Genomic DNA, 24,120 nt, shown 5'->3' with positions numbered 1-24,120 from the left:
TGGACGCCGCCCATGACCAACCGCATCTGCCATATCGAGATCGACGAGGCGGGGCTTGCCCGTCCGACGCCGGATATCGAGCAGGAGCGCAAGGTCGCGATCTTCGATCTTCTGGAAGAGAACGCCTTCGCCATCCCGCTGCGCGACGGACGGGTGGTGCCGCCGGGACCCTACCGGCTGCGGCTGGCCATCCGCGAGGGGCGGCTGGTCTTCACCATCGCCTGCGAGGATGAAAGCCCGGTGGGCGAATTCCACCTGAGCCTTGGCCCGTTCCGGCAGGTGGTGAAGGATTACTTCCAGATCTGCGAAAGCTATTTCGATGCGGTGAAGCGGTTGCCGCCCAGCCAGATCGAGGCCATCGACATGGCCCGCCGCGGCATCCACAACGAAGGCGCCGCCGTCCTGCAGGAGCGGCTGGAGGGCAAGGCCGAGGTGGACCGCGATACCGCCCGGCGGCTGTTCACGCTGATCTGTGTTCTGCACTGGGGCTAAGGCAAGGGGGAGATCTTGGCCGCATTCCCGCAGTCTGTTCTGTTCTGCTGCGACCACAATGCCGTGCGGTCCCCGATGGCCGAGGGCATGATGAAGAAGTTTTACGGCCAGCGCGCCTATGTGCAATCCGCTGGCGTCAGAAACGACATGGAAGTGGACGGCTTTTCCATCGCCGTCTGCCACGAGATCGGGGTAGAGATCGACCGCCATCGATCGCGCAGCTTTGAGGAGATGCAGGAATGGGGCGATGATCTGGGACAGTTCGACCTGATCGTGGCCCTGTCGCCTGCCAGCCAGCGGCAGGCCCTTGAACTGACGCGCTATCACCATCTTGAGGTGGAATACTGGCCCATCCTTGACCCGACAGGCCTTGGCGAATCCCGCGAGGCCAAGCTTTCGGCCTACCGGCAGGCGCGGGACCAGATCAGGTCCCGGATTCTGGACCGTTTCGGCCCGGCAGAAGGGTGACAGCGGGCTATTGCCGGCTGTCAAGGGTCCTCCGGGCACCCCTGCCCTGCTAGTGCAACAGGACAGCTGCGAACCCGGGACCTTGCTGGGTTTGATGGGGACGGGAGCACATCGCGAATGGCCAGGTTCAGTTCCCGACATTTGGTCCGGGGGGAGCGCCAGCGCCAAGGATCAGTGACATCGCCGCTCTCCTTCACCCATGAGCCGCGCAGGTGGGGATGTCCCGTCGCCTCCGTTGATCAGGGGCGGCTTTCACCGAACCGCAGATCACGCTGCGCCCACCGGAGAGCGGCCTGCTCCTGACCTCTGCCGACAGCAGCCCCTGCAAGAGGCGCCCGAAGACCAGAACCGGCGGTTGAAACACCCCCGCGGATCTGAGCACGGGCGGATCTGCCGAAGCTGGCGCCGCACATGACATGGCCCGTTCAGCGCGCCCCGCGTTGGGGAGGGGCCAGGGGTGACAGGGCCAGACAGGCCGCAACGGGGCTGTGACCTCACAACGTATAGAGCCATCGGCGCATCGCTCCCGCCGGGAAGCTGATACGGCGGCGGGACGTCAATCCAGACCTCCCACCACGCAGGTCTCACCGACAGGCTCCGATCTGCCGCTCCGGTCAACTTACCGAGCCAACCGGACTGTCCGCATCTGCAATGCAAGAGGCGTCCTGTCCTTCAGAACGGGGCTTCGTCCCCGGACCAGTGAAGGGCCAGATGCGCCGGAAAGGTCCGGATCAGGACCGCTTTTCCTCATACCATTCGACGGCAAAGCTGATGTCGGCGACAAGCGCGGTTTCGGCTTGTGCCGAATTGCCGGATTCGATGGCGGCGATGATCGCATCATGCATCTGTTCGGCCTTGTGGAACACGCTCAGCTCTCCGTCGATGGCCACGACCGAGGCGAGATAGGGGCCGGAGCGGCTCCACAACGTCTCGATCGTGTCCAGCAGCGTTTCCGAGCCGGTGATCCCATAGACCATGAAGTGGAATTCTTCGTTCAGCCGCAGGGTCTGCTGGGCATCGCGGTTGTCCAGTGCGCGACGCATTTCGGCATTGACCTCGCGCAGCCGGGCAATGTCTTCTGGCCCGGCCTTGCGCGCGGCACTGGCTGCGGCATGGCCCTCCAGCAACAACCGGACCGAGATCACGTCCTGAAACGCCTCCCGGTCCAGAAGCGGCACCTGAAAGCTGCGGTTGCCCAGCTGGACGATGTATTTTTCGGCCACCAGCCGGCGGATCGCCTCGCGCACGGGCATTTCGCTGGTGCCGAAGGTGGCGGCAAGGCCGCGCGTCGTCAGCGTCTGCCCCTGGGCGAACAGCCCCTGCGACAGGCCGATGCGGATTTCGTCGTAAACCCTTTCATGCACGCTGCGGGAATCGACGGTGGGCAGACCGGCGGTTTCGCCTTTCGCCTTCTGACCGGAGAAGCGTGCTGTCATGGAGTTCGCGGTCCCAAACGGAGAGGCAATCCTCATGCGATGTGATGCCTTGTCGTCCATGAATAACTCGCTTCCCTGATGATTGCCAGAACAGCCAAGATGGACGGGGTTCAGAAATGAACGCCGTCGCCGCCCTTGAGGTCCAGAAGGGCCCGCGCCTCGGCAGGTGTAGCGATGCTGTGGCCCAGTTCCTCGACGATGGCGCGGATCTTGCGGACCTGATCGGCATTGCTTTCCGCCAGCCGCCCCGGCCCGATCCACAGGCTGTCCTCCAGCCCGACGCGGACATGGGCGCCCATGGTAGCAGCCATGGTGGCGACCGGAATCTGGTTGCGCCCTGCCCCCAGCACCGACCACTGGTAGTCCTTGCCGAACAGCCGGTCCGCGGTGCGGCGCATATGCATCACGTCCTCGGGATGCGCCCCGATACCGCCCAGAAGGCCGAACACGCTTTGCACAAGGAACGGCGGCTTCGCCAGCCCGCGGTCGGCGAAATGGGCAAGGTTGTAGAGATGGCTGATGTCATAGCATTCGAACTCGAACCGCGTGCCGCCGGCGCCCATCTCGCGCAGGCCATATTCGATGTCCTTGAAACTGTTGCGGAACACCAGATCGCGGCTGCCTTCCAGATGTTCGCGCTCCCAGTCGTGGCGGAAGGTCTTGAACCGCTCCAGCATGGGGAAGAAGGCAAAGTTCATCGACCCCATGTTGATCGAGGCGACCTCGGGGCGGAATTCGGTGACCGGGCGGATGCGCTCTTCAATCTTCATGAAGGGGCTGCCGCCGCTGGTCAGGTTGATCACCGCATCGGTCGCCTGCTTGATCCGCGGCAGAAACGGGGCAAAGGCCTCCGGGCGCTGGTCCGGCTTTCCGGTTTGGGGATCGCGGGCATGCAGATGGACGATGGCGGCCCCCGCCTCGGCCGCGGCAATGGCGGCATCGGTGATCTCCTCCGGGGTGACCGGCAGATAGGGCGACATCGACGGGGTGTGGATCGCGCCCGTCACGGCGCAGGTGATGATGACTTTCGACATTTGGTCCTGCCTTATGGGTCCTGCGGCGGGCGGCGCCGGGCCGCTGCCAGTTCGATCAGCTTGCCGTCCCGCCAGCCCTGCCGGGCGGCCATGTCCTGCCGCGCCAGCTGCTTGCGCCTTTCGCATTCCGCCCGGGGGCCTGACGCCTCCCAGTCAGGGAGAGTGTCATCCCCTGGCCAGAGCCCCTGATAAAAGGGACCGTAGCGGCGGATGTAGTCGGTGATCCCTTCGGGCGCGTTCAGGTCGATCGTCTCGAACGGGCCCATGAAGGACCAGCGCAGGCCAAGACCGTCGCGCACGCAGATGTCGATGGATTCGGTATCGGCATAGCCTTGCGCGAACAGCCGAAACGCCTCGTGCAGCAGGGCGCCCTGCAGGCGGTTGACGATAAAGCCATCGATCTCCCGCCGCATCACCACGGTGGACTGGCCGACGGCCTCCATCAGGGCGGCGGTGCGGCTGACGGTATCCGGCGCGGTCAGACGGCCGGGCACCACCTCGACCGCGGGCACCAGATGCGGCGGGTTGATCGGATGGGCCACCACGCAGCGTGCCGCCCCGGCCAGATCGTCGGTAAAGCTGGACGGCAGCAAGGCCGAGGTCGAGCTGGCCAGAATGGTGCGCGGGTCCGCCGCGGCATCCAGCGCGGCGAAGATCTGCCGCTTGATGTCCAGCCGCTCGGGCGCGTTTTCCTGCACATAGGCCGCCCCCTCCAGTGCCGTGGCCAGGGTTTCCGCGGTGCGGATGCGTCCGGCCACCGCCTCGGGCCCTGCCCCATTCAAGAGCCCCGCCCGGTGCAGTTCCGGCAGCATGCGCCCGATATAGCCATGCGCCTTGGCCGTCTGCGCGGGATCGGCATCGTAAAGCGCCACATCGAACCCCGCACGGGCGAAGACGATGGCCCAGGACTGGCCGATGAAGCCGGTGCCGACGATGGCGACCTGCCCGTCCCCGGGCGTGATCGGGTCAATGGGTCCGGCCATGGCGGTCCCTCCTCTTCAGTGCAAAGATCGCAATGATGCCGACCAGCAGGGCCATGCCCTTGATGATCTCGCGGATGTAGTTCTGCCAGCCCAGCATGGCACCGACGCTGACCAGCACGGCCAGAAAGATCACGGCGGTCATGGTGCCGATGACATTGGCCTTGCCCACCTTGACGACGATGGCGCCCAGCAGCACCGCCGTCAGCCCGTCCAGAAAGTAGGATGCCCCAAGCGCGGGCTGGCCGGAATTCAGGTTCGCGGTCAACAGGATGCCCGCAAGGCTGGCGCAGAGGCCGGAGAAGATGAACAGCCGCAACAGCAGGCCCTTCGCAGGCAGTCCCGCCTCGACCACGGCGCGTTCGTTGCGCTCCAGCGCATAAAGATAGCGCCCGAAGGTCAGCCGCTCCTGCACGATCCAGGCCAGCACATAGACCGCCAGCGTGGCCAGCATCACGACCGGCACTACGCCCAGCCGAAGGCCAAGGAAATCATGCACGAACCCGCCCGCACCGCTCAGCGGGACCGAGGCGCCCGCACCAAGGATCCAGCCGATGGACCGGGCGATGCTGCCGGTGGCAATGGTGGTGATCAGCGGCGGCAGCCCGGTATAGCCGACCAGCAATCCGTTCACCGTGCCAAGGACCGCGCCGGTGGCGAGCCCCGCCGCGCTGCCCGCCAGCCAGCCATGGCCGCCCGCCACCACTGTGGCACAGACCATCGTGGTCAGCGCCGCGCAATCCATGAAACTGACGTCGATCTTGCCCGCCGCGACGACCCAGGTCAGCCCAAGGAACATCAGCGCCGAAATGGCAATGCCGCGCAGCATCAGCTCGACATTCGACGGGTCAAGGAAGTTCGGCATCGCCACGGCCACAACCAGAAGGGTGACCGCCAGCAGGACGAGCACGCCGTAGCGCAGCACAAAGCCCCGCAGATCCGTTCCGCGCCGCACGGGACGCGCGTGGAATGTGGTGTCGCTCATGTCAGGATTCCTTCAGCCGGGATTTCGCGCCGCGGGCCGCGAACAGCCGCCGCAGCGCCGCGCCGATCCGCGGATCGAAGACAGAGATCGCGGCAATCAGGATCGCACTGATGATTGCGTCGCTGTAGTAATAGGGGATGGCCAAGAGGGTGCAGCCGTTCAGGATGGTCGAGATCAGGAGCGCCCCGGCGAATGTCGCAGGCGCCGAGGGCCGCCCGAACAGCGCCGCCCCCAGAAAGACCGCGGCATAGGCAGGCATCAGGAACCCGCCGCCCGCGGTCACATCGGACCGGCCCGATTGCGCCGACAACATCACCGCCGCCCAGCAGGCCAGCGCGCCGCACATCACGAAGGCAAAGGCGATCAGCCAGCGCACCCGGATGCCCGAGAAATGCGCAGCCACCGCATTCTCGCCCGTCGCATAAAGACCGCGGCCGTAGCGGGTGGCATGCAGCACGATCCCCGCAGCCACATAAAGCAGCACCATCACGAAGACCGGGCCGGAGATGCCCATGATCTTGCGGTCGTTCAGGTCAAGGATGCCGGACATCATGAAATTGTCCGACAGCGTCATCCCGCCGCTGTAAAGGAACGACAGCCCCACCGCGACCGAGCCCACGGCGATGGTGGTCACGATGTCCGGCAGGTCGAACCAGCCCACGGCGATGCCGTTGACCAGCCCCAGCACCGTGCCCGCCGCCACGCCCAGAAAGATGGCCAGCCACAGCGGATAGCCCAGGACGATCATCATGCCCATGGTCATAGCCCCGAAAGAGGCGATGCCGGGAAAGGACAGGTCGAAGCGGTTGACCACGATAACGAAGGTCAGGCCAAGTGCCGCCACCCCCGAGGCGGACATGTGCCGGAAGATCGCGGTGATATTGGTCAGCGACAGGAAATTCGGCGCCGTCAGGTGAAAGATCAGCGCCACCAGCGCCAGAAGGGCGGCAAAGGCGGCGGTCCGCGCCACTGCCGGAGTGCGAAGTGAAACCGGGGTCATGCTGCGGCCCTTCCCATCATGCCGGATGCCAGAAGCCGGTCGCGCGTGCCCGGCCCGTTTGCCGCCTCGAACACCGCCGCGCCGCGGTAAAGGCCGATCACCCGGTCGGCGAGGCCATGCACCTCATCCCCGTCCGAGGACATCACGATCACCGCCGCCTCGCGCGCCAGTTCGCGCATGACGGCATAAAGCTTGGCCTTGGCGCCGACATCGACGCCGACGGTCGGCTCGGCGAAGATGTAAAGGTCGGCCTGGGCATAAAGGCCCTTGGCGATCACGATCTTCTGCTGGTTGCCGCCGCTGAATTCGCGGGCGCGCTTGGTCAGGATCGGCGGTTGCAGCGCCAGCCTGCGGGCCAGTTCCGCCGCCGTCCGCCACGGCCGGGCAAAGCGCATCAGGCCGCCCGGGCGCGAGGCGCGGCCGAGATTGGCAAGGCAGGTGTTGAAGACCACATCCTCGCCCATGGCCAGCCCTTCCGTGCGCCGGTCGCCGGGGACAAGGAATACCCCCGCCCGCAGCGCATCGACCGGAGAGGCAAAATGCCGGTGCTGTCCGTTCAGGATCAGGCGGCCGCCGGTCACCGGATGGGCGCCGAACAGCGCCTTGGACAATTCGTCCAGACCGGAACCGACAAGACCGTAGATCCCGAGGATCTCGCCCTTGCGCGCGGTCAGGCTGATGTTGCGGAAGGCAGCCCCGGCGGACAGGTCTTCGGTCCGCAGCACCTCTGCCCCAGCCGGGGTGGCGGCCAGCGGCGGGTAAAGATCGCCCGGCGCCTCGCCCAGCAGATGCTCCACCAGCGAGGTGGTGCTGCCCGCCGCCTCGGTCGCGGTCAGGGTCACCACATTGCGCCCGCCACGGAAGACGGTCAGCCGGTCGGCGATCTCGAACACCTCTTCCAGACGGTGGGTGATGTAGATGATGGCGATGCCCGCATCCTTCAGCGCCCGCATCAGCTGATAAAGGCTGGCCTTCTCGCGCTCGGTCAGGGTGGAGGTCGGCTCGTCCAGAATGAGGATGCGGATATGGTCGCCGGTCAGCGCCTGCAGGACCGCCACGATTTCGCGGTCCACGGCGCCCATCTCGGAAACCGGGCGATCAAGGTCGATGTCGATGGGAAAGCGGCGCAGCAGGTCCTGTGCGCGCGCGCGCATCGCATCGGTGCGGATGCGCCGGAACAGGCGCCCGCCGCCCTCGCTCAGGGATTCCGTGCCGAAGAAGATGTTCTCGACCCCGGTCAGATCGTCGATCAGTTCGGGGTGCTGCTGGACCGCGGCGACACCCGCCGCCATCGCCCCGGCGGGAGAGGCGATCTCCACCTCTTCGCCGCCGATGCGGATCGTGCCGTCATCCTTCTGGTAAAGGCCGGAGATGATCTTCACCAGCGTGGACTTGCCCGCGCCATTGGTGCCCAGCAGGGCGTGGATCTCGCCGTGGTGCAGGGTGAAATCCACCCCGTCCAGCGCCTTCACCGGGCCAAAGCGTTTCTGGATGCCCCGCATCTGCAGGACGGAATCGGTCATGTCACCCTCCCATTCGTGGAAGGGGGGCAGCAGATGGCCGCCCCCCCGGACCTGTGCCCGCTCAGAGCGCGCGGACCCAGCCCAGCTCCTGCGCGCGGCCGGGGTGGTCAAAGTCATCGGGGATGTCGATGTCCTTCAGCTGGTCCTGCGACACCGGATAGACCGGGCTGATCACGATGCGCGGCACCGGATTTCCGGCCAGGAACTGATGCGCGAACTGCACGTTCAGCCACGACACCTCATAGAGCGACTGGCCCATGGTCAGTTTCAGCGAGGTGCCCGCCTTGATATATTCAAAGGCTTGCTTGCCGCCGTCGATGCCGGTGATGATGATCTGGTCATCCTTGCCCGCCGCCCGCACCGCAAGCGCGCCTTCGACCGCGGCCCCGTCCCATGCGCACCAGATGGCGTCGATATCGGGGTTCGCGGTCAGGATATTGTCCACCGCCTGCCGCGGTGTGGTGTTCGAGTTGAAGGCGAAGGCCCAGTCGGCCACCAGCTCCAGCCCCGGATGACGGGCCAGCGCCGCCCGCATCCCGTGCGAGCGCAGGTCCCATGTCTCATTCGCGGGCAGACGGACGGTGGCCACCTTGCCTTTGCCGCCCAACTGGGCCGCGATGTATTCCATCGTATATTCGCCCATGCCGAACTGGTTCGACATGGTGGTGTTGGTGAAGGCCGGGCCGATCGACAGGCTGTCGCCCACAAAGACAGGAATGCCCGCATCGGTCGCGCGCTTGATGGCCGGGGTGATGGCCACCACATCGGCGGGGGTGATGAACAGCGCATCGGGCCGGTTGGCAATATGCGCGTCGATCTGCTGGCTTTGCTTGTTCGGGTCAAAGCCCGCGTCGGAAATCGTCAGCTCTCCGCCCATGGCCGCCACGGCATCCTTGTAGCCGTTCAGCATATGGGTCCCGGAATCGAAGGCGGTCCAGCCCAAAGCGGCGGCGAATTTCAGCGAGGCCGGATCCTTGCCCACGGCGCGGGCCGGGGTGACAAAGCCGCCAAGGGTGACGCCGCCCATGGCCATGCCGGTGGCTGCAGCAGCGGTCATGAAACCGCGGCGCGACAGGCCGGGGCCCGAGGCGGGCCGCGCGGCCGGGGCGTCGGTCGGGGTTTCCTGCGGAATGATCTCGTTCGTCATGGCAATCTCCTCCCATCCGGTTGCCTGTGGCATACCGGTTTTGTTGTGTGTCTTTGGACAGGGCACGGCCCGCCGCCTCCCCGCGGCAAGCCATCTTCGGTCCGGCCCGCGGTCAGGCGGGCCGGGGATTGCACGGCCGAAGCGGCCGGTCTTAGGTGAAGTCGGTGATGACCACGTAGCCGTTGGTGCGGAAGTTATCCATGTCGTCCAGAACCCGGGCGACATCGGATAGCCGCACCTGTTCCGACACCAGCCGCGTCGGGTTCAGCTTGCCCCGCGCGACCATGCCCAGAAGGTCATGATAGCCGCCCTGCGGATTGCCCAGAGAGCCACGGATCTCCCATTCGTTGACGACGATCAGGTCGGTCGGAAGCGCGACCTTGCCCTGCTCCGCCTGCGAGGTCAGGCCGACCTGCGCCAGCCGCCCGCCCTTGCGCAGGCTCATCAGCGCGCCGATCATCGTGTTGCGGATGCCCAGCGCATCGACCGCCAGATCCGCGCCCCAGTTGCCGTCGGTCACGGCCTTGACCTTCAGCGCGGCCTCTTCGCCCGACAGACCGCCGGAATTGACCACCGCATCGGCGCCCAGCTCCTTCATCCGCGCCAGCTTGCGGTCGTCCACATCCACGGCGATGACGCGCGCGCCAAGAGCCGCACCGATCTCGACCGCGGCCTGGCCTACGCCACCGCAGCCGAAGACGGCCAGCGTCTCACCGCCGCGCACCGCGCCCTGCGTCTGCACCGCGCGCCATGCGGTCATGAACCGGCAGCCCAGCGCCGCCGCGGCCAGCTCATCCACGCCCTCGGGCAACGGCATGCAGTTCATGTCGGCATTGGGCGCGCGCATGTATTCCGCCCAACCACCCGACCCGGGCAGGGAATGCGGCACCTGCTGGTTGTCGCAGAGGTTCTGCCGCCCCTTGCGGCAATAGGCGCAGGAACCGCAGGCGAGGTTGAAGGGGATCGTCACCTTCATGCCGGTCTTGATGTTCTTCACATTGGCGCCGACCGCCTCGACCACGCCGCCGATCTCATGGCCCAGCGTCGGGTAAAGTTTCTGGTTGAACCAGGCCCAGTCACCGTTCCACAGATGCCAGTCGCTGCGGCAGATGCCCGAGGCGACCACGCGGATCAGCGCATCATCGGCGCCAATCTCCGGGATCTCGACCTGTTCGACCCGTGCGATGGACCGCACGCCGTCCAGAACCGAGGCATTCATCATTCCCATTTCATCCTCCTGTCAATGGGATGCCTGTTCCATGCGGGCCGCCGCAGGTGCGGCCCGTTGATCTTGGCAAAGGGGAAAAAGGTCAGAGGCGGCAGGCCACCGATTTGACTTGGGTGTAAAGCTCGATCGCCTCACGCCCCATCTCGCGGCCCCAGCCCGATTGCTTGAAGCCGCCGAAGGGCAATGCCACATCATTGGTCAGGTGCGAGTTGATCCAGACCGTTCCGGCCTTGATCTTCCGGGCCAGCTTGTGCGCCACGCTCATGTCGCGGGTCCAGATCGAGGCGCCCAGACCGAACTGGGTGTTGTTCGCCTCGGCCGCGATCTTGTCCAGATCGTCATCGTCATAGGGCATCGCGCAGACCACCGGCCCGAAGATTTCCTCGCGCACCACCGACATCTGCGGATTGGTATGGGCAAAGATCGTCGGTTTGATGAAATAGCCCTCATCACCCCAGCGTTCGCCGCCCGCCACCACCTCGGCGCCGTCGCGCTTGCCCGCCGCCAGATAGCCCGACACCTTGTCGAACTGTTCCTGCGAGATGACGGGGCCGATGTTGGTATCAGGCAGCAGGCCGCGGCCGATCTTCAGCTTGCCTGCCTCCTCGGCCAGACCGGCGACCAGCTTGTCGAAGACTGACTTGTGGGCATAGATCCGCGAGCCCGCGGTGCAGCACTGGCCCGCATTGAAGAAGATGCCAGAGGCGGTGCCCGCAATGGTGTGGTCCAGATCGGCATCGGGAAAGACGATCTGCGGCGACTTGCCGCCCAGTTCCACCGAGACCTTTTTCAGATTCCCGGCCGAACCCTTGACAATCAGCTTGCCCACTTCTGTCGATCCGGTGAAGGCCACCTTGTCCACGTCCGGGTGATCGACCAGCGCGGCCCCGGTACGGCCGTCACCCGTCACCACATTGAACACGCCCGGCGGGAAGCCCGCCTCCTCGATGATCTGACCCAGACGCAGTGCGGTCAGCGGCGTCTGTTCGGCGGGCTTCAGCACCACGGTGCAACCGGCGGCCAGCGCGGGCGCGATCTTCCAGATCGCCATCAGCAGCGGAAAGTTCCACGGCACGATCTGCGCGCAGACGCCCACGGGTTCGCGCAGGGTATAGGCGTGCCATTCGCCCGGAACCGACATCGGAATGACATCGCCGCCGATCTTGGTGCACCAGCCCGCCATATAGCGCAGCAGATCCACGCCGAAGCCCACATCCACCGCGCGGGCATCGCGGACCGGCTTGCCGTTGTCCACGCTTTCGATCTGCGCCAGCTCATCACCGTACTTGTCCAGGAGATCGGCCAGCCGCCAGATCAGGACCGAGCGGGCCGTGGGGTTCATCTTCGGCCAGGGCCCCGCGTCAAAGGCGGCACGGGCCGCGGCCACCGCCCGGTCCACATCGGCCTTGTCGGCTTCGGGCACGCTGGTGATCTTTCTGCCATTGGCGGGGTCGAAGACATCGAATGTCTTGCCCGACAGCGCATCCACCCATTTGCCGCCAATCAGCATCTGCTGCTTGCGCGTGAGGAATGCCTCGGCCTCTGCGCCCAGCAAGCCGGGCGGCACAGCAATATTCATCGGTTTCTCCTCCCAAAGGAACGTCTGAACTATGTCGGCGCGCCGGTCCGGCGTGCCTGAAGATCAGAGAAGCGGCCTTCCCGGCCCGAGTCTCCCTCTCCCGCTGCAAGGGGTAGCATGATGAAAGACCATCGGTCAATGATCTGTGATCGCAGATCGCAATATGATTTTCCGCACCCGTCCCGCCCCCTCTCGCCGCTGCAGGGCGATGCCAAATGCGCGGTGCGATCATCCGGATCGCCCCCTTCGGCAGCATGCCCCGCCATCGCGACATGCAGCGGACAACCGCAGCAAAGCCCGTGTCTGGGGCATGATCCCCGGCCCTGCACCTGTTCGGGGCTGGCGGAGGAACGGCCCATCGTCCCGGCCCCAGCCATGGCGCGGCCGCCGGTCCGACCGACGATCTCGGCAGTGATCGCCCCTCGACAGCAGTCCCAGCCCTGCTGAACCGCGGGCAAGATCGGCGGTCAGGCGGCCCGGCCCGGCGGGTGGGACCTGATGCTAATCCGCGGCCCCCAGCAGGCGCGACACCAGTTCGAAACTGTTCCGCACCCCCAGCTTGCGCAGCATATTGGCGCGGTGCACCTCCACCGTGCGCGGGGAACAGGCCAGCGCCTGCCCGATCTCTTTCGAGGTGAACCCATTCACCAGATAGCGGGCGACGCGCTTTTCCGCGGCGGTCAGCGCGCTTTCGGCCGGGGGTCCACCTTCGGCCGGCCGATAGGTCCAGACCGCCATCCGCTCCGGCTCGGCCGGGTCGAGCGTGCGGCCGCGTGCCTCCATCCAGACCACCTGCCCGTCCTTGCGGCGCATGAAGCGTTCATCGCTGAACACCGGATGGTCGCGCATCGCGCGACGGGCGCGGTCGCCGATCAGCGCGTAGTCGGTGGGGCCGGGGTAAAGCAGGCGGATCGACTGTCCGCGCAGTTCGGCGGGCGTCCAGCCGAAGACCTCCTCCACCATCAGGCTTGCCTCGACGATCACCCGCTCGGCCAGCATGAGCGTGGCGTCGGGGGCGTGGCGGAAGGCCAGCCGTTCTGTATCGCCGCGCATCGCGCCCTCTACTTAGCCATCTAAGTATTCTTACGGATGGGAAGGCCGCGCACAATCCCTGAGGATGCGTCATTCCTCCGGCCTGACCGGGGGGCAGGCTTTCATCCATGAGGGGAAGATGGGCTTCAACAAGATTTACCCCGATGCCGCGGCCGCGCTGGACGGCGTGCTGCGCGACGGGCTTCTGATCGCGGCCGGGGGCTTTGGCCTGTGCGGCATTCCGGAACTGGCCATTGCCGCCATCCGCCAAAGCGGCGTGAAGGACCTGACGGTCGCGTCGAACAACTGCGGCGTGGACGGGTTCGGTCTGGGCATCCTCTTGGAAAGCCGGCAGATCAAGAAGATGATCTCCTCCTATGTGGGCGAGAATGCCGAATTCATGCGGCAATACCTGTCGGGCGAGCTGGAGCTGGAGTTCAATCCGCAGGGCACGCTGGCCGAGCGGATGCGGGCGGGTGGCGCGGGCATTCCGGGCTTTTACACCGCAACCGGCGTGGGCACCGTCATTGCCGACGGCAAGGAACATCACGAGTTCGACGGCAAGACCTATATCCTGGAACGCGGGATCGTGGCGGACCTGTCCGTCGTGAAGGCGTGGAAGGCCGATCCGTCGGGCAACCTTGTGTTCCGCAAGACCGCGCGCAACTTCAACGTGCCCGCGGCCACCTGCGGCAAAATCTGTCTGGCCGAGGTCGAGGAAATCGTGCCGATGGGCAGCCTTGACCCCGACACGATCCACCTGCCGGGGATCTATGTGCACCGCATCGTGCAGGGCACCCATGAGAAGCGCATCGAACAGCGCACCACCCGCAAGAAGGAGGCCGTGTGATGCCCTGGGACCGTAACCAGATCGCCGCCCGCGCTGCGAAAGAGCTGCAGGACGGCACCTATGTGAACCTTGGCATCGGCATTCCGACGCTGGTGGCGAATTACATCCCTGACGGGATGACGGTCACGCTGCAATCGGAAAACGGCATGCTGGGCATGGGTCCCTTCCCGTTCGAGGGCGAGGAAGACCCGGACCTGATCAACGCGGGCAAGCAGACGATCACCGAACTGCCGCAGACCGCATTCTTTGACAGCGCCACCTCTTTCGCGATGATCCGCGGCGGCAAGATCGCCATGGCGATCCTTGGCGCGATGGAAGTCTCCGAAGACGGCGATCTGGCGAACTGGATGATCCCGGGCAAGCTGGTCAAGGGCATGGGCGGCGCCATGGACCTTGTGGCCGGGGTGGGCCGCGTGGTCGTGGTGATGGACCACACCAACAAGGCGGGCGAATCCAAGGTGCTGAAATCCTGCACCCTGCCCCTGACCGGCAAGGCGGTGGTGGACCGGATCATCACCAATCTGGGTGTTCTGGATGTGGTGCCCGGCGGGCTGAAGCTGGTGGAACTGGCGGATGGCGTGTCGGAAGAAGAGTTCCGCAAGGCGACCGAGGCCACGCTGGTCTAAGGACCAAAGGCACAGACAAGGGCCGCCCGTCCGCGCGACGGGCGGCCTTTTTCCTGCGCGATCAATGCCCTGCCATTTCACGATTCTGTCAGCTGGCAAAGACGTGAGCGGATGTTCCCGCTTTCCCCCGCGCCCCGCGGTTGTGCGGCCCGGCTGCGCGGCCCAGTCTGGGACAAAGAAAAAGAGGAGCAGATGCGATGACGTTTTCCCGCCGCACGGCATTGTCCCTTGGCCTTGGCGCCGCCGCCGGGCTGTCGCTGCCCGCGCTGGTGCGGGCGCAGGATGCCGGGGGCAATCCGCGGGCCAACACCTCCAGCTTCACCATGCAGGACTGGCGCGACCATTTCCCCGGTCTGGGCAAGGCCACCATCGTGGCCGACACCGTCTCGCGCGCGCTGCATTACTGGAATGCAGATGGCAGCGATTACAGGGTCTTCCCGACCTCTGTTCCCATTTCGGATGAGCTGACGAAACGCGGCTATACCGAGATCGTGCGCAAGAAAGAGGGGCCAAGCTGGACGCCCACGCCATCGCAGATGGAACGCTATCCCGACTGGAAGCCGATCCCGCCCGGGCCTGAGAACCCCTTGGGCACCCATGCGATGTATCTGAGCTGGCCCGCCTATATCATCCACGGCACCCATGACACGCGGAAGATCGGCCGCAGATCGTCGGATGGCTGCATCGGGCTTTATAACGAGATGATCGCCCAGCTTTATCCCTTGTGCCCGATCGGCACTCAGGTCCGGGTAATCTGACCGCCGGGACTGCGGAACAGATCGGGCAGCGCCTCCAGCCGGGGGCGCAGCGGGCTGGTGCGGCGCCAGACAAGGCCGATGGTGCGTTTGGGGCGCGGTTCGGGCAGGCGCACCACGGACACTTCGGCCGTGGGGGTTTCCACTGCCACCGCCATTTCGGGGATCAGCGTCACGCCGATGCCCGCCCCCACCATCTGCACCAAGGTGGCCAGCGAGCTGGCCTCCATCAGATCGCGCGGCAGGGCACGGGACAGCTGGCAGAAGGACAAGGCCTGATCGCGGAAGCAATGCCCCTCTTCCAGCAGAAGCAGCCGCATCTCGCGCAGGGTCTCCGGGTCCGGCACCGGCAGGGCGGCATCGGCGGCGGGGCGGACCAGCACGAATTCCTCGGAAAAGAGCGGGGTTTCCACCAGCGCGGGTTCCGAGATCGGCAGCGCCACCACGGCCACATCCAGCCGCCCCTCGACCAGATCCTCGACCAGCCGGGGCGTCACCGCCTCACGCGGGCGCAGGTCCAGCGCGGGGTGGCGCGCGGCCAGCCGCTGGATCATCCCGGGCAGAAGATAGGGCGCCACGGTCGGGATCACGCCGATGCGCAGCCGCCCGGTCCACGGCCCGCCCTCCACCTGCACCAGCGCGCCCAGATCGTCCACCGCGCGCAAAATCTCGCGCGCGCGGTCGGCCAGCGCCTGCCCCACCGGCGTCAGCCGCAGCTGTCGCGGCCCGCGTTCGATGAGCGCGGCGCCCAGTATCTCCTCCAGCTCTTTCATCTGCACCGACAGCGCGGGTTGCGAGATGGCACAGGCCTCGGCCGCGCGGCCGAAATGGCCATGCTGGGCCAAGGCCTCGAAATAGCGCAGGTGGCGCATGGTGATGCCATTCATAACCTTCACCTATCATTCACATTAGAAAATGCAAATTCTGTTTATGAAACTCCTATGCTAGAACGATTCCAGAAATGGGGCCCGGGATTCGCAAGACCAAGGCCCGAAGACCAGCCAGACAGGAGCCAGATATGGACGGCAACGACGTGAAACCCGCGGGCAAATGCCCGGTCGCGCATGGCGGCATGACCTCGACCGGAAATTCGGTGATGGCCTGGTGGCCGAATGCGCTGAATCTGGACATCCTGCACCAGCATGACACCAAGACGAACCCGCTGCAGGGCTTCAACTATCGCGAGGCGCTGAAAGGGCTGGACGTGGCGGCGCTGAAGGCCGATCTGCGCGCCCTGATGACCGACAGCCAGGACTGGTGGCCGGCCGACTGGGGCAGCTATGTCGGCATGTTCGCCCGGGTGGCGTGGCATGCGGCAGGCTCCTACCGGGTGACCGACGGTCGCGGTGGCGCCAATACCGGCAACCAGCGGTTCGCCCCGCTGAACAGCTGGCCGGACAACGTCAACACCGACAAGGGCCGCCGCCTGCTGTGGCCGCTGAAGAAGAAATACGGCAACAAGATCAGCTGGGCCGATCTGATGATCCTGGCCGGGACCGTCGCCTATGAGGAAGCCGGGCTGAAAACCTTCGGCTTTGCTTTCGGCCGCGAAGACATCTGGCACCCCGAGAAGGACACCTACTGGGGCGACGAAAAGCAGTGGCTGGCGCCGTCGGACACCCGCTATGGCGATGTGTCGGATGCCAAATCGCTGGAAAACCCCCTCGCTGCCGTGCAGATGGGCCTGATCTACGTGAACCCCGAAGGGGTGAACGGCAAGTCCGACCCGCTGGCCACCGCGGCGATGATGCGGGAAACCTTTGCCCGGATGGGGATGGATGACGAGGAAACCGTCGCTTTGACCGCGGGCGGCCACACCATCGGCAAATCCCACGGCAACGGCAGCGCGGCCGACCTGTCGGCCGATCCCGAAGCCGCAGGCCCGGAGTATCAGGGCCTTGGCTGGATGAACACCAAGGGCCGCGGCATCGGCCGCGACACGGTGGTCTCGGGTCTGGAAGGGGCATGGACGACCAACCCCACCAAATGGGACGGCGGCTTCTTCGAAATGCTGTTCAAGCATGACTGGCATCTGGTGAAATCGCCCGCTGGCGGCACCCAATGGGGCCCGGTCTCCATCGCCGAGGAAGACAAGCCCGCGGATGTGGAAGATGCCTCGATCAAGACCTTCCCGATGATGACCGATGCCGACATGGCGCTGAAGGTGGACCCCGCCTATCGCGCCATTGCCGAGCGGTTCATGAATGATTTCGAGGCGTTCAGCGATGCCTTCGCCCGGGCATGGTTCAAGCTGACCCACCGCGACATGGGGCCGAAGTCGCGCTATGTCGGGCCGGAAATCCCCGCTGAGGATCTGATCTGGCAGGACCCGATCCCGGCTGGTGCCACCCAATACGACATCGGCGCGGTGAAGCGGGCGATTGGCGCCTCGGGCCTGTCGGTGGCGGATCTGGTCTCCACCGCATGGGATTCGGCGCGAACCTTCCGCAAGTCGGACTATCGCGGCGGTGCCAATGGCGCGCGCATCCGTCTGGCGCCGCAGAAGGACTGGGAAGGCAATGAGCCCGCCCGTCTGGCCGGCGTTCTGGCCGTGCTGGAGCCGATCGCCGCGCAATACGGCGCCTCGCTGGCCGATGTGATCGTGCTGGCCGGCAATGTCGGCATCGAGAAGGCTGCCGCCGCCGCGGGCCATGCGGTCGAAGTGCCCTTCGCCCCGGGCCGCGGTGATGCCACGCAGGACCAGACCGATGTCGAGTCGTTCTCCTATCTGGAGCCGGTGGCCGACGGCTTCCGCAACTGGCAGAAGAAGGACTATGTCGTCAGCCCCGAAGAGATGCTTCTGGACCGTGCCCAGCTTCTGGGTCTGACCGCAGCAGAAATGACCGTTCTGGTCGGCGGGCTGCGGGTTGTGGGGGCAAACTTCGGCGGGTCGAAAACCGGCGTCTTCACCGACCGCGAAGGCGCGCTGACGAGCGATTTCTTCGTCAACCTGACGGATATGTCGAACAAGTGGCAGCCCACCGGCGCCAACAGCTACAATATCCTTGACCGTGCGTCGGGTGCCGTGAAGTGGTCGGCCAGCCGGGTGGATCTGGTGTTCGGCTCGAACTCGATCCTGCGCGCCTATGCCGAGGTCTACGCCCAGGACGACAATGCGGGCAAGTTCGTGGCCGATTTCGTGGCCGCCTGGACCAAGGTGATGAACGCCGACCGGTTCGATCTGGCCTGATCGGCCGGGTCTGAGACAGGGGGCGCTGCAGGACACCGCGGCGCCCTTTTTCATGTCACCGCGGCGGGATGGAATAGGTCAGGCCCGCCCGCGCCACCGGCGCCTCTTCGCCGTCCGAGAAGATCAGCACATCGCCCACCGCCAGGACCCGGCCCAGCTTCAGCACCCGCGCCTCGGCCCGCAGATCGCGGCCCGCGGCGGGTTTGCGCATGAAATCAATCGCGCAATTGGTGGTGACCGCCAAAGCGACCGGCCCGATCCGCGACAGGATCGCCAGATACATCGCCACATCGGCCAGAGCGAACATCGCCGGGCCGGAGACGGTGCCCCCCGGCCGCAGATGCCGCTCTGCCGCGATCAGCCGCAGGGCGACGCCCGCGGTATCCGCCCGCTCCACTGCGAAATCCGCCGCCACCTGACCGAAATCGCGGAGAAGAAAGGCGGTCAGCGCCGCCCGGTCCATCTGCAGGGTCATGATCCGCTCCCGAATGCGGGGGCCAGCCCCCGCACCCCCGGAGTATTTCTGTCAAGAGGAAGGGGCAAAGCCGCGCCTGACGGCGGTCAGAGCCCGTAGATCGCGCCGAACTTCGCCTCCAGATAATCCAGAAGCGGCCCGGCTTCCGGCTCAAAGCCGCAGGCCCGCGCGATGACGCTGCGGGGCGTGTAAAGCCCGCCGTGCCGCTGCACCTTTTCCCGCAGCCAGCCGGTGGCCGGGGCCGGATCGCCCGCGGCCAGTTGCGCATCCAGATCCGGCAGGTCGGCCCGCAGCGCCTTGTGCAGGCAGCCCGCGTAAAGGTTGCCCAGGGTATAGGTCGGGAAATAGCCGAAAAGCCCCACCGACCAGTGCACATCCTGCAACACGCCATGGCTGGGCCGGTCCACCGCCACGCCGAAATCGGACAGGAACCGGGCGTTCCACGCCTCTTCCAGCTGATCCGCCTCCAGCTCGCCGCGCATCAGTGCGCGTTCCAGATCGAACCGCAGCATCACATGCAGGTTGTAATGCACCTCATCCGCCTCAGTCCGGATGAAGCCGGGCTGCACCCGGTTCACGGTAGCGAAGAAATCCTCGGGCGAGGCGACGCCGAATTCGCCGAACCGTTCGCGCATCTGCCCGAACAGCCAGCCGGTGAAGGCGCGGCTGCGGCCCAGCTGGTTCTCATAAATCCGGCTCTGGCTTTCATGCACGCCCATGGAGACGCCGCCGCCGATGGGGGTCAGCAGGTAATCGGGGTCGACGTTCTGTTCATAGCAGGCGTGGCCCACCTCGTGGATCGTCGAGTAGAAGCAGTTGAACGGGTCCGCTTCCGCGATCCGGGTGGTGATGCGCACATCATTGCCCGAGCCGGAGCTGAACGGATGCACCGCAATATCGACCCGCCCGCGCGACCAGTCATAGCCGAAGGCGGTGGCCAGATCGCGCGACAGCCGGTTCTGCGCATCCGCGCCGAAGCTGCCGGTCAGGGCGGCGGGCTGCCGGTCAGCACCCAGAATCTTCTCCCGCAATGCCACCAGCCGCGGCCGCAGCGCGCCGAACATGGCGGCGATATCGGCCCCGGTCATGCCGGGTTCGTAATCGTCCACCAGCGCGTCATAGGCGTCGCCGCCCTGGGCCAGCGCAGCCCCCTCTTCCCGCTTCAGCGCCACCACCTGCGCCAGCGTGGGCAGGAAATGCGCCACATCGTCGCGCGACCGCGCCTCGGCCCAGATGCCTTGCGCGACCGAGGTCACGCGTGCAATCTCCTGCGCCAGTTTCGCGGGCACCCGGCTGGCGCGGGAATAGCCGCGGCGCAGCTTTTCGACCTGCGCCAGCGCGACGGGATCGGTGGCCTGCACCGCCTCCAGCCAGTCCCCAAGACGCGGGTCGGTGCGCCGGGCGTGCAAGACGCCCTCCATCGCGGCCATTTCCTCGCCGCGCTGTTCGGCGGCGCCGCGGGGCATCATGGTTTCCTGATCCCAACCCAGCCGGCCCGCCACCTGCTCCAGCGCGCAGGTCTCGCGCGCATGGGCCATCAGCGCTTCATAAGCGTCGTTGCGTGTCATGCCGTGCCTTTCCGGATCGACCCCGCCACGGGGTATTGCGACAGGTGCCGAGCCCGCAGGATCAGCACCCAAAGAAGGATGGCCCCGATCTGATGGGTGATCGAGACGTGAAGATGCGCGCCGGTCAGCACGGCCATGATGCCAAGGCCCACCTGCGCCACCAGCATCAGCATCACCATGTGAAAGGCAAAGCGGGTGGTCGCATGCGCCGATTTCCTGCCGCGTAACCAGACGACGATACCGAAGACAAACAGCAGATAGCCCGCCATCCGGTGCAGGAACTGTGTCATCCCCTGCCCTTCAAAGAAGGCATGCCAGGCGGGCAGGACGTTGCCGTCCAGATCGGTGACATAGAAGATGTCCGCCGGGATGAAGCTCTCGCCCATCAGGGGCCAGGTCGGGAAGGCGGTGCCCGCATCGGTGCCCGCCACCAGTGCACCCAGCAATATCTGGAGGAAGGCGAAATGCATCAGCCCGGTGGACAGCGAAAACAGCTTCGCCTCCCGCCCGCGGCGCGCCGTCATCAGCTGCGCCTCGCTTCGGCCCAAAAGCAGGATATACCAGCCAAGGAAGCCCAGAATGATGAAGGCCAGCCCCAGATGCGTGGCCAGCCGGTACGGCGCCACGGCGATCCGCGCGCCCTCAAGACCCGAGGCGACCATCCACCAGCCAATGGCCCCCTGCACGCCGCCCAGCGCGCCGACCAGCACCAGCCGCCCGGTCCAGCCCGCCGGAATCTGCCGCCGTGCCAGGAACCACAGGAAGCCGATGGCCCAGATCGCGCCCACCGTGCGCCCGAGCTGCCGGTGCCCCCATTCCCACCAGTAGATCGTCTTGAATTCGGCCAGCGTCATGCCGGGATTGGCGCGCTCGAACTGCGGCGTGCCCTGATATTTGGCGAATTCCGCGGTCCAGTCTGCCTCGTTCATCGGTGGAACCGAACCCGTTACCGGCCGCCATTCGGTGATCGACAGCCCGGAATCGGTCAGCCGGGTCAGCCCGCCCACCACCACCATGGCCGCCACCAGAAGGAACAGCACGATCAGCCAGTTGCGGATTGACCGCCGCGCCCCTTTCGGCCTTGCGTCGATCAGGCCGCCTTTCGCCGCCCGCGCGGGCTTTGCGCCCTCGCCCACTTCCTCGAAAATGCTGCGTTTTCCGGCCATTTGGCACCCTTTGCTCGACGGCGTCGCTTTCCCGCGGACACTAGGCCGCCGCCCCCCCGGCTTCAAGAGCCCGCGCCCCTCTTGCCGAACGTGCCGCAGGCCGCAGCCACAGAGGCCTCCGGCGGGGATATTTGAGCCAGTATGAAAGACCTTTGCGCTTTCATACTGGAGAAAATATCCCGGGGGAGTCGCGGCACGCGACGGGGGCAGCGCCCCCTATTCGGGTTGCGAAGCCAGCCAGTCCATCAGACGGGGGCGCACGCTTTCCTCGCCCGCCGCGCGGGCGGCCTCGATCACCGCGCGCACCTCGCGCAGATCGACGCGCCGGATCAGTGCCTTGACCGGCCCGATCGACGCCGGGCGCATCGACAGCGCGCGAAAGCCGAGTGCGGCCAAGGCCAGGGCCTCGATGGGGCGCCCGGCATCCTCGCCGCAGAAGGACAGCGCCGTCCCGGTCTCGGCGCAGCGCGCGACGATGGTTTCCAGAAAGGCCAGAAACGACAGGCTCAGCGTGTCATAGCGGCGGCGGACGCGCTCGTTCTCGCGGTCGGCGGCAAAGAAGAACTGCTTCAGGTCATTGCCGCCGACCGAGATGAAATCGGCCGCCTCAAAAAAGGCCCGCGGCGCATAGGCCAGCGAGGGCGTCTCGCACATCGCCCCGATCTCCAGCCGTTCGGGGGCAGCATGACCCAGAGAACGTTCGCGATGCAGCTCTCGCAGGATGCAGGCCCGCGCCTCGACGAATTCGGAATGTTCGGCCACGAAGGGGAACATAATGGTCAGCGGCCGCCCGTTCGCCGCCCGGATCAGCGCCTGGACCTGCATCCGCAGCACGCCCGGCTTGTCCAGCCCCACCCGGATCGCCCGCCAGCCCATGGCCGGGTTCGGCTCCTCGTTGGGCTTCATATAGGGCAGCACCTTGTCCGAGCCGATGTCCAGCGTCCGGAAGGCCACCCGCTTGCCCTTGGCCGCATCCATGACGCGGGTGTAAAGCATCGCCAGTTCCGACCGTTTCGGCATTTTCGACCGGACAAGGAACTGGAGCTCGGTCCGGAAGAGGCCCACACCTTCGGCGCCGGAATTCTGCAGGCTGGGCAGGTCTGCCATCAGCCCCGCATTCATGTGCAGCGCGATGGTCGTGCCGCATTTCGCGGTGGCGGGCTTGCCGCGCAGGCTGGCATACCGCTTCTGTGCCTCGGCCTGCATGGCGATCTTGTCGCGGAAGGCACGGGCCACGGTTTCCTCGGGGCGCAGGTGCACGATGCCCTGATCGCCATCGACAAGGATCGGGTCGCCGTTCAGCGCCTCGGTCGTGATATTGCCGGTGTGGATCACCAGCGGGATGGCCAGCGCCCGCGCCACAATCGCCGCATGCGACCCGACCGAGCCTTCGTCCAGCACCACGCCCTTCAGCTTGCGCCCGTAATCCAGCAGCTCGGCCGGGCCGATGTTGCGCGCGACGAGGATCGGGTTGTCCGGCATCTGCGCGCCGGTATCGGTGCCCTGCCCGGTCAGGATGCGCAGCAGGCGGTTCGACAGGTCGTCCAGATCATGGATGCGGTCGCGCAGATAGGGGTCCTGCACCTGTTCCAGCCGCGCCCGGGCCGAGGATTGTTCCTTTTCCACCGCCGCCTCGGCCGAGAGGCCGCGCGCAATGTCATCCTCCATCCGGCGCAGCCAGCCGCGGGACTGGGCGAACATCCGGTAGGCTTCCAGCACCTGCTTCTGGTCCTTGTCGAGGCTTTCCGCCTCCAGAAGATCGTCGATGGACACGCGCAGCCGTCCCACGGCATCTCGGATGCGGTCGATCTCGGTCAGGGGATCATCCGCCACCGGGTTCGTCACCACCACCCGCGGCTCGTGCAGCCAGACCCGGCCCTCGGCGGCGCCTTCCTGCCCGGTGGCCCCGCGGAACATCACCGGCTGGCGGTGCAGCGCCCGGACCGAACCGTCATCGCCGGCAAAGGCGCCCAGTTCCGTCATCTCGGCCAGCACCATGGCCACCACTTCGATGGCATCCAGCTCCTCGTCCGAGAAGCTGCGCTGTTCTTTCGACTGCACGACCAGAACGCCCAGCTTTTCGCCCACGCGCTGGATCGGCACACCAAGGAAGGAGGAATAGATTTCCTCCCCCGTCTCGGGCATGTAGCGAAAGCCCTTTTCGCCCGGCGCATTGGCGGTGTTCACCGGCTGCCCGGTGCGGGCGACGCGGCCCACCAGCCCCTCGCCCAGCCGCATCCGGGTCTGGTGGACGGATTCCTTCTTCAACCCCTCGGTCGCGAAAAGTTCCAGCGTCTCGGCGTCGCGGAACAGATAGATCGAGCAGACCTCAGTCCCCATCGAATCCGCAATCAGATGGGTGATGCGGTCCAGCCGGTCCTGCCCTTTGCCGGGCATGGCCAGAACATCGCGCAAACGGCGCAGAAGCTTGCGGCTGTCGCTCTCACTGCGATCGGGCATGATTCCGGAACAAACTCTGAATTGGAAACAATAGCGCCCTTAGACCACAGCTTTGCGGCAAACGGAACGCCCCCGATACGCCGCAGCGCAGCGGGACGGACGGCGGCCAGAAACCGGGCATTCTGC

General features: G+C 66.0%; 21 protein-coding genes. 6 read left to right on the top strand and 15 right to left on the bottom strand.

Translation table 11 applies throughout. The features are described from left to right. The first annotated feature begins 12 nt into the window (after positions 1 to 12). A complete protein-coding gene (locus ACO2Q5_RS06770) occupies positions 13 to 492 on the top strand; it encodes a UPF0262 family protein (RefSeq protein ID WP_423289217.1) in 480 nt (159 codons plus the stop codon). Between the two features lie 15 nt (positions 493 to 507). After that, complete coding sequence (locus tag ACO2Q5_RS06765; RefSeq protein WP_423289215.1) at positions 508 to 960, top strand: low molecular weight phosphatase family protein; 453 nt, start codon at positions 508 to 510, stop codon at positions 958 to 960. A 731-nt stretch (positions 961 to 1,691) separates the two neighbouring features. On the opposite strand, the gene ACO2Q5_RS06760 is transcribed toward ACO2Q5_RS06765, so the two are convergent. The 10 genes from ACO2Q5_RS06760 to ACO2Q5_RS06715 form a co-directional block, all read right to left on the bottom strand. After that, positions 1,692 to 2,396: a GntR family transcriptional regulator gene (locus tag ACO2Q5_RS06760; RefSeq protein WP_423289213.1), complete on the bottom strand. Its 705-nt coding sequence runs from the start codon at positions 2,394 to 2,396 to the stop codon at positions 1,692 to 1,694. 110 nt (positions 2,397 to 2,506) lie between these two features. Beyond that, positions 2,507 to 3,430: a 3-keto-5-aminohexanoate cleavage protein gene (locus ACO2Q5_RS06755; protein ID WP_423289211.1), complete on the bottom strand. Its 924-nt coding sequence runs from the start codon at positions 3,428 to 3,430 to the stop codon at positions 2,507 to 2,509. A gap of 11 nt (positions 3,431 to 3,441) precedes the next feature. Next, complete coding sequence (locus ACO2Q5_RS06750) at positions 3,442 to 4,413, bottom strand: 3-hydroxyacyl-CoA dehydrogenase (RefSeq protein WP_423289209.1); 972 nt, start codon at positions 4,411 to 4,413, stop codon at positions 3,442 to 3,444. Then, a complete protein-coding gene (locus ACO2Q5_RS06745; protein ID WP_423289207.1) occupies positions 4,397 to 5,395 on the bottom strand; it encodes an ABC transporter permease in 999 nt (332 codons plus the stop codon). Before ACO2Q5_RS06745 ends, ACO2Q5_RS06750 begins: the two co-directional genes overlap by 17 nt. A gap of 1 nt (position 5,396) precedes the next feature. Next, a complete protein-coding gene (locus tag ACO2Q5_RS06740; RefSeq protein ID WP_423289205.1) occupies positions 5,397 to 6,395 on the bottom strand; it encodes an ABC transporter permease in 999 nt (332 codons plus the stop codon). Beyond that, positions 6,392 to 7,918 (bottom strand): sugar ABC transporter ATP-binding protein, encoded by a 1,527-nt coding sequence (locus ACO2Q5_RS06735; RefSeq protein WP_423289203.1) that lies wholly within the window; start codon positions 7,916 to 7,918, stop codon positions 6,392 to 6,394. Before ACO2Q5_RS06735 ends, ACO2Q5_RS06740 begins: the two co-directional genes overlap by 4 nt. A gap of 61 nt (positions 7,919 to 7,979) precedes the next feature. Next, complete coding sequence (locus ACO2Q5_RS06730; RefSeq protein WP_423289201.1) at positions 7,980 to 9,065, bottom strand: sugar ABC transporter substrate-binding protein; 1,086 nt, start codon at positions 9,063 to 9,065, stop codon at positions 7,980 to 7,982. 151 nt (positions 9,066 to 9,216) lie between these two features. Next, positions 9,217 to 10,293: an alcohol dehydrogenase catalytic domain-containing protein gene (locus ACO2Q5_RS06725; protein WP_423289199.1), complete on the bottom strand. Its 1,077-nt coding sequence runs from the start codon at positions 10,291 to 10,293 to the stop codon at positions 9,217 to 9,219. 82 nt (positions 10,294 to 10,375) lie between these two features. Further along, positions 10,376 to 11,872, bottom strand: coding sequence for an aldehyde dehydrogenase family protein (locus ACO2Q5_RS06720; protein WP_423289197.1), 1,497 nt, complete (start codon positions 11,870 to 11,872; stop codon positions 10,376 to 10,378). A 501-nt stretch (positions 11,873 to 12,373) separates the two neighbouring features. Further along, positions 12,374 to 12,925, bottom strand: a complete 552-nt coding sequence (locus ACO2Q5_RS06715) for a LuxR C-terminal-related transcriptional regulator (protein WP_423289195.1) — start codon at positions 12,923 to 12,925, stop codon at positions 12,374 to 12,376. Between the two features lie 118 nt (positions 12,926 to 13,043). Between ACO2Q5_RS06715 and ACO2Q5_RS06710 the strand changes: the two genes are divergently transcribed. The 3 genes from ACO2Q5_RS06710 to ACO2Q5_RS06700 all read left to right on the top strand — a co-directional run bounded on the left by ACO2Q5_RS06710 (position 13,044) and on the right by ACO2Q5_RS06700 (position 15,138). Next, positions 13,044 to 13,754: a CoA transferase subunit A gene (locus ACO2Q5_RS06710; RefSeq protein ID WP_423289193.1), complete on the top strand. Its 711-nt coding sequence runs from the start codon at positions 13,044 to 13,046 to the stop codon at positions 13,752 to 13,754. After that, positions 13,754 to 14,380, top strand: coding sequence for a CoA transferase subunit B (locus ACO2Q5_RS06705; RefSeq protein WP_423289191.1), 627 nt, complete (start codon positions 13,754 to 13,756; stop codon positions 14,378 to 14,380). Before ACO2Q5_RS06710 ends, ACO2Q5_RS06705 begins: the two co-directional genes overlap by 1 nt. A 197-nt stretch (positions 14,381 to 14,577) precedes the next feature. Further along, positions 14,578 to 15,138 (top strand): L,D-transpeptidase, encoded by a 561-nt coding sequence (locus ACO2Q5_RS06700; protein WP_423289189.1) that lies wholly within the window; start codon positions 14,578 to 14,580, stop codon positions 15,136 to 15,138. Here the strand turns inward: ACO2Q5_RS06700 and ACO2Q5_RS06695 are convergent. After that, the gene (locus tag ACO2Q5_RS06695) at positions 15,120 to 16,022 is read right to left on the bottom strand and encodes a LysR substrate-binding domain-containing protein (protein WP_423289187.1); all 903 of its coding nucleotides are present in this window, start codon (positions 16,020 to 16,022) and stop codon (positions 15,120 to 15,122) included. The two genes, ACO2Q5_RS06700 and ACO2Q5_RS06695, sit on opposite strands and share 19 nt — an antisense overlap. A gap of 131 nt (positions 16,023 to 16,153) precedes the next feature. Here ACO2Q5_RS06695 and katG point away from each other — a divergent pair, with 131 nt between their 5' ends. Beyond that, positions 16,154 to 18,325, top strand: coding sequence for a catalase/peroxidase HPI (gene katG, locus ACO2Q5_RS06690; protein WP_423289185.1), 2,172 nt, complete (start codon positions 16,154 to 16,156; stop codon positions 18,323 to 18,325). Positions 18,326 to 18,380: 55 nt separating this feature from the next. On the opposite strand, the gene ACO2Q5_RS06685 is transcribed toward katG, so the two are convergent. The 4 genes from ACO2Q5_RS06685 to ptsP form a co-directional block, all read right to left on the bottom strand. Further along, entirely contained in the window at positions 18,381 to 18,800 is a 420-nt protein-coding gene (locus ACO2Q5_RS06685; protein ID WP_423289183.1) for a PaaI family thioesterase, read from the bottom strand. A gap of 86 nt (positions 18,801 to 18,886) precedes the next feature. Next, entirely contained in the window at positions 18,887 to 20,368 is a 1,482-nt protein-coding gene (locus tag ACO2Q5_RS06680) for a carboxypeptidase M32 (protein WP_423289181.1), read from the bottom strand. Then, positions 20,365 to 21,534, bottom strand: coding sequence for a heme A synthase (gene ctaA / locus ACO2Q5_RS06675; RefSeq protein ID WP_423289179.1), 1,170 nt, complete (start codon positions 21,532 to 21,534; stop codon positions 20,365 to 20,367). Before ctaA ends, ACO2Q5_RS06680 begins: the two co-directional genes overlap by 4 nt. A 216-nt stretch (positions 21,535 to 21,750) precedes the next feature. Then, entirely contained in the window at positions 21,751 to 23,994 is a 2,244-nt protein-coding gene (gene ptsP / locus ACO2Q5_RS06670; RefSeq protein WP_423289177.1) for a phosphoenolpyruvate--protein phosphotransferase, read from the bottom strand. Between the last annotated feature and the right edge of the window lie 126 nt (positions 23,995 to 24,120).

It is taken from the genome of Neotabrizicola sp. VNH66, from assembly GCF_049445895.1.
Taxonomy (GTDB): Bacteria; Pseudomonadota; Alphaproteobacteria; order Rhodobacterales; family Rhodobacteraceae; genus Pseudogemmobacter.
The sequence above is the reverse complement of the archived record's forward strand: the minus strand, read 5'-3'. Positions and strand labels throughout refer to the sequence as shown.